Source organism: Actinocrinis puniceicyclus (assembly GCF_018283645.1).
Lineage (GTDB): Bacteria > Actinomycetota > Actinomycetes > Streptomycetales > Catenulisporaceae > Actinocrinis > Actinocrinis puniceicyclus.
In genome coordinates, this window is the sequence record NZ_JAGSXH010000208.1 from 1 (window position 1) to 5,818 (window position 5,818).

At 62.7% G+C, this 5,818-nt stretch carries 5 protein-coding genes and 2 pseudogenes; 6 read left to right on the forward strand and 1 reads right to left on the reverse strand.

Annotated elements, in window-relative coordinates; translation table 11 throughout:
* Positions 1-151: 151 nt before the first annotated feature.
* The 5 genes and pseudogenes from KGA66_RS32340 (at position 152) to KGA66_RS27730 (ending at position 4,168) form a co-directional block, all read left to right on the forward strand.
* Entirely contained in the window at positions 152-607 is a 456-nt protein-coding gene (locus KGA66_RS32340; RefSeq protein WP_369015981.1) for a hypothetical protein, read from the forward strand.
* 7 nt (positions 608-614) lie between these two features.
* A complete protein-coding gene (locus KGA66_RS27715; protein ID WP_211472326.1) occupies positions 615-1,250 on the forward strand; it encodes a hypothetical protein in 636 nt (211 codons plus the stop codon).
* 562 nt (positions 1,251-1,812) lie between these two features.
* Positions 1,813-2,301 (forward strand): annotated as a pseudogene (locus KGA66_RS32545) (transposase); the annotation flags it as partial.
* A 283-nt stretch (positions 2,302-2,584) separates the two neighbouring features.
* Positions 2,585-3,199, forward strand: a pseudogene (locus tag KGA66_RS27725) (transposase); the annotation flags it as partial.
* 324 nt (positions 3,200-3,523) lie between these two features.
* On the forward strand, positions 3,524-4,168 hold the full coding sequence (locus tag KGA66_RS27730) for a hypothetical protein (RefSeq protein WP_211472332.1): 645 nt from the start codon (positions 3,524-3,526) through the stop codon (positions 4,166-4,168).
* Here the strand turns inward: KGA66_RS27730 and KGA66_RS27735 are convergent.
* Positions 4,139-5,218 carry an IS630 family transposase gene (locus KGA66_RS27735; protein ID WP_211472334.1) on the reverse strand — a complete coding sequence of 360 codons (1,080 nt, stop codon included), beginning with the start codon at positions 5,216-5,218 and terminating at the stop codon, positions 4,139-4,141. The genes KGA66_RS27730 and KGA66_RS27735 overlap by 30 nt on opposite strands.
* 247 nt (positions 5,219-5,465) lie before the next feature.
* On the opposite strand from KGA66_RS27735, the gene KGA66_RS27740 reads away from it, so the two are divergent.
* Positions 5,466-5,708, forward strand: a complete 243-nt coding sequence (locus tag KGA66_RS27740) for a hypothetical protein (RefSeq protein WP_211472336.1) — start codon at positions 5,466-5,468, stop codon at positions 5,706-5,708.
* Positions 5,709-5,818: the final 110 nt, after the last annotated feature.

Here is a 5,818-nt window from a genome sequence, read left to right on the forward strand (position 1 = left end):
CCCTGGTTCCCACCCGGCTACACCCCGGCCTGACCCACCACCACACCACCAGCCGAAACCAACCCGGACAACGGCAGCTACCACGCGCCCCGAACCATCACGCCCCGTGACACCGGTGAACGTTTACCTTCAAACGACTAACGGCCGTTCCGTGATAGTCTTAGTAGTCCACAGCTATACGGCCAAAGTCGTCACATACAACCTGACTGTTGACGAGTTGCACACGTACTATGTGCTAGCTGGTACTACGCCGGTCTTGGTCCATAACGCGGCTGCATGCACGAGTGGAAATAATGCATTCGCTGCAACTGGCCGACAGGTGCACAAAGAATTTTCGGATACGCTGGACGAATACGGTGCAATTGGCTATGAAGGCGAAGTCACACTCCCGAGTGGTCTCCGACCGGACGGCGTCTACACGGATCCTGTCACCGGAGTGCGTGTTCCAATTGAGTTGAAGCCTGATAATCCCCGTCAAATTGCTCGAGGTTTGAAGGAGTTGGGTGCCTATGAGCAGGAGATGGGAGTAGCTTCAGGTTCAGGACAGCTTTGGGTATACCGAACTAATCCACAAACGGGAGCGCTTAGCTTCCAGCGAGTGCAGTGAGTGGTCAATGCCTGGGGAAATTAAAGATCTCGCCGCCGTGGTCGCTCAGATCATGGTAAAGGAGCATGGTTTTACAAAGAAGGGGCGCCTTTTCCTGCGGGAGGATAATCTGCTGCGCAGTGTGATAATCTCCCCATCGAAGGCTGCGGCTACGGGGTCTTACCGGTTCGACGTTGCACTGAACCTCGGACTACTAGGTCTGAGTTCATCCTCCGCTACTCGCAGCGAATGGGTAGTCAGTGCAACAGCTGGCAAGATCCGCATGATGCGTGATCGGTCTGCACGTAGACTTGAGATCACCGGGAACGATGAAGAGGACTCCCGAGTAAAAGCGGAGCTCATTGAGTTATTGCAGGCGCTGAGCGATGATTTTCTGCTCAAGCCAAGCAGCCCTGCCGATCTCATTGAGCTCGTCGTAAGTGGCGCGGATGATTTTAAGAGGCTCGATCTTTGGCCCTGGAATGAACTTGCCAGGCTTGAGCTGGCTTGTGTTTATCTCGAGTACGTGGGGGAATCGCAAAGAGCCCACAAGCTTGAAGAGAGGGCTCTACACCTTTCGATCGAACAAGGGGTCGACTACTTTCCGAAGCGACTTCGCGAGAATGTGCAGATGGCCTCGCTTAGGAAAAGCTCGCGTGCGTAGCGCTCGCTAAATTCGCTATGACGGCGTCTCGCATGATCGTGTGCTGATCTGCGGCATACTCAGGTCCGTGGATGAGGCCCTCGGCAAGGGGTCTGTAAAGCTATCGGTTCTTCCAAGATTTTCGTAGCGGTTGGTGGTGAGGGGTGTCGCTGCTGGGGCGCGGCGGTGTGTGTAAGAACGCTGGGTGCGATGTGATCTCGGAACCCTGATGCTGTTGCTGCCGCAGCTGGCCGGCGTGCTCGTTGAATCGCTGGTGGCCCAGGACGGTGCCCTGGTCGTGACCGCGGGGACCCGGGACGAGCCGACCTCGTGTACAGGCTGCGGGCAGGCGTCGCAACAGGTACACAGCAAGGTGCGGCGGCTGTACTGCCAGAACACAGTCTGCGCGAAGGTGACGTTCGCCGAACAGGTTCCGGGGCTGACCCGCCGCTACCAGCGGCGCACCCCGGCGCTGCAGCGTGTCGTGGACGCGGTCGCCGTGGCGTTGGCCGGCTCGGCCGGGGCCTGCCTGCTGCAGGTTCTGCACCAGGCATTGTCACCAGCGACAGTACTCAACAGTCTGATGCGCGTACCCGTGCCGCACACTGCGATACCGCGGGTGCTGGGCCTAGACGAGTTCGCGCTGCTCAAAGGGCACCGGTACGCGACGATCATGATCGATGCCGAAAGCGGTCAGCGCATCGACGTGCTGCCCGACCGCAGGATGACCACCGTGACCGCGTGGCTTGAGCAGCATCCGCAAGTACGGATCGTGTGCCGTGACGGGGCCGCCGGCTACGCCCAGGCCGTCGCCGACGCCGACCCCGCCATCACCCAGGTCGCCGATCGCTGGCATGTCTGGCACTCGCTGGCTGAGGCGGCGTTTAAGGAGGTCGCCTCGCACAGCTCCTGCTGGGCCTCGCTCGGCCCGCCAATCAACCAGGGCCGACGCGCAGTGACCACCCGTGAACGCTGGCGGCAGGTCCACGACCTGCTCGACCAGGGCGTCGGACTGCTCGAGTGCGCGCGCAGGCTGAACCTGGGCCTTAACACCGTCAAGCGGTACGCGCGCCACAGCGTGTGGAACGTCACGTAATTCCTCAGGTTGATTTTCACGATCTTGACCATGGGGACGACGACGCTCGCCGGTAGCGGCCATGCAACCAGCGAACATGAGCTCTGATGCCGACTGGAGCACTCACCTTCCCCCAGCTGCCGCTTTTCTCGTCGCCCGAACTAGTCGCGCGAGCGGCAAGTCGGCTCGACGGAGCTCGCGTTATCAACTTATGCATGAGGAAAGTCGTGACGGAAGCCGAGTCCCTGGTGGGGAAAGTCGTGACCGCCCACACAGCGAGCCTGAGCGGTTGGTGCGGGCTCCAGGATACCGGCCCACCCTGGTCGACCCGTACCGCGAGCACCTGCGCACACGCCGCGCCAATGACCCCGCAGTCCCGATCACCACCCTGCTTCAAGAAATCAAAGCACTGGGATACAACGGCAGCGCCAACCTCCTGGCGCGCTACATCACGCAGGGCCGCGTCGAGTCCGACCACAGCGCCCTCTCCCCGCGCCGCGCCGCAGCGCTCCTGCTGACCAACCCCGACCATCTGCGCAAACACCAGCCGCAACTGCGTGCCAAGCTCGCCGCCGCCTGCCCGCAGATGACCGACCTGGCTGACCTCGTCGCCGCATTCGCCACCATGCTGACACCCGAGCCGTCCAACACGATGAAACTCAATGACTGGATCAACAAGGTCCGCAGTGCCGACCTGCCCTTCCTGAACTCCTTCACCAACGGCATCGAGAAGGACCGTGCCGCCGTCGAAACCGCGCTCACCCTGCCATACCACAACGGCCGCACCGAGGGCGTCAATGGACTGATCAAGCTGCTCAAACGGCGAACCTACGGCCGAGCCGGCTTCGAACTCCTACGCCACCGCATCCTGCTCAGCTCAACCGACCGCCAGTAACACGATCACCCGCTACGAAAATCTTGGAAGAGCCGAAGACCGTACAGTCCCAACCGGGCCGCCAGGTAGTCCACGAACGGCGCAAGCGGAACCGGTCCGCTGTCACGGTGACGGATTCGAGCGTGATGCCGGCGGCGAGAAAGTGGCTCGCGCGACGAGTCTGCTAGGGAGCGGGAACCGATCACACAGTGTGCGTCGTCCACGAGAACGATGGGGCTGGCCGGATGTCAGCGCGGCAAATCGCTGGTGGGGCATGCGACAATCCTCTAGCTCTGGCGCCGACGGGCCGGAGGATCAAGCGGCTGGGCGCTGTGAGGGGTTGTCGTGGAAGCAGTCAGACTCGGCTCTGAGTACCTCCTGGCTTTAGTGATGTTGCTGCTTCCTCCCGCCGCTTGCGTGCTGGTTGGCCGCCGCTTCGGCGTGACGAACCCGGTGCTTCTGCTGGCCTGCGGGTTTGTAGGCAGCGGAATACTGAGTTTCGCGGTTTTCTGGCTGTACTTGGCGGGAGCGAGGGTCGGGCATGCTGCCGCGCTCGCGGTGGACTTCGGGGCGATGGTCGTCGTCGTGAACGCCTGTCGCGGCGGTTTCGCCCGATGGCGGCAACTACGGTCGCTCGCACCGGTGACCGTGCTATTCGCGGTCGCGAGTCTTTTCAACCTCGCACTCGGTTATCTGCACGGCGGTCTGTCTGCCGCAGCTGCGGGGGACATCGCGCCGAACCGGTTCATGGCGGGCCTGCCCGGCGACAACGAGTTGCCGTTGCTGTTCGCGCGGCAGTTAGAGAACCACATTCGTCCCCTCCCACACTTCCTGGCCTGGGGATATCAGTCTAGCGACCGTCCGCCCCTACAAACGGGTTACTACCTGCTGGAACAGGCGGTCGTCCGCAACGGTGACTTCGATGTGTATCAGGTGTTCTCGACACTAGTGTCCTGCGTCTTAAATTCGTTTCAAATATTTGGCGAGTGAGGTGAGGATCTCCTCGGCCGTCTTCTTCCATACGAACGGCCGGGGGTCCTCGTTCCACAGTTTTATCCAGCCCCTGATGTCCTTCTCCAGGGCCTGGACGTTCTTGTAGACCCCGCGCTGGAGCAGTTGGGTGGTCATGTGGGAGAACCAGCGTTCGACCTGGTTGATCCAGGAGGAGCCGGTCGGGGTGAAGTGCACGTGGAATCGCGGATGACGGGCGAGCCAGGCCTTGATCGCGGGGGTCTTGTGGGTGGAGAGGTTGTCGACCACGAGGTGGACGTCGAGTTCGTCGGGTACGGCCTTGTCGATCGCGACCAGGAACTTCTTGTACTCGACAGCCCGGTGCCTGCGGCGGATCTCGCTGATCACGGTGCCGTCGTCGATGTTGAACGCGGCGAACAGGCTGGTGATCCCGTTGCGGGCGTAGTCGTGGGTGCGCCGCTCGGGCATGCCGGGCATCATCGGCAGGACCGGCTGGGAGCGGTCCAGGGCCTGGATCTGGGATTTCTCGTCCACGCAGAAGACCACGGCGTTCTGCGGCGGGTTGTGGTAGAGCCCGACGACGTCGACGACCTTGTCCACGAACTGCGGGTCGGTGGAGATCTTGAACCCGTCGGTGCGGTGCGGCTTGAGCTCGAAGTCGTGCCAGATGCGCCCGACCGTGGACTTCGACAGGCCCGAGCGCTTCGCCATCGACGCGCGCGACCAGTGCGTCGCGTTCTCAGGCGTCGACTCGAGCGTGTCGACGATCACCTGCTCGACCCGGTCCAGCGAGATCGAGGGCGGGCGCCCGATCCTGGGCTCATCCTCCAGGCCCTCGAACCGGTGCTCGACGAACCGGGCACGCCACTTGCCCACCGTCGGCTGCGACACCCCCAGGTCAGCGGCCACCTTCGTGTTCGTCGCCCCGGGCTCGGCGCAGGCCAGCACGATCCTGCACCGCAACGCAAGGGCCTGCGACGACTTCGAGCGCCGCGCCACCCGCTCAAGCTCGCGGCGCTCGTCGTCAGTCAGGATCAACTCGGCCTTCGGCCGCCCGGTGCGAGGCATGCCCCATCATAGCACTTATTGAACGGATTTAAGACGCAAGACACTAGTCCAGGGTTACTGGATCTTCGGGCTTTGGGCGCTGCTTTACGCGGCCCGACGACCCCGGCGAGCGGTCTCGCTGAGCCTCGCGGCCGCGCTGTTCTCCAGCTTCACGATCATCAACTCGTTCTTCACCTGGCCGAAACTCGTCTCGGCGGCCGGTGCGCTGCTGTGCTGCGCCGTGCTGTTCAGCCCCGAGGTTCGGGCTTTGCAAAGCAGTAAGATCGCAGGCATCTTGGCGGGCGGTGCGCTCGGCGTGAGCCTGCTTGGGCATCCCAGCGGGATCTTCGCGGTTCCGGCGATCGCCTTCGTGCTCGCGCTCCTCTGGATCTTCCCCGTCGTCCGGCCGCAGGAGTGGGTGCCCCCGGCGCGGTCGGTCTTGGTGGCCGCGAGCGCGGCACTCGGCTTGGCCTATCTCCCCTGGATGCTTTACCCAAGGCCGCGAAGTTAAGGATTCCGGGTGCTTGTCCAGCGGATCGGTGCTGGCGTGTTGAGCAGCGCGCATAGAGAACGAGACCTCTGATAGATCAGGGCGGTCCGCCAAGACTGTCCCGAATCAGA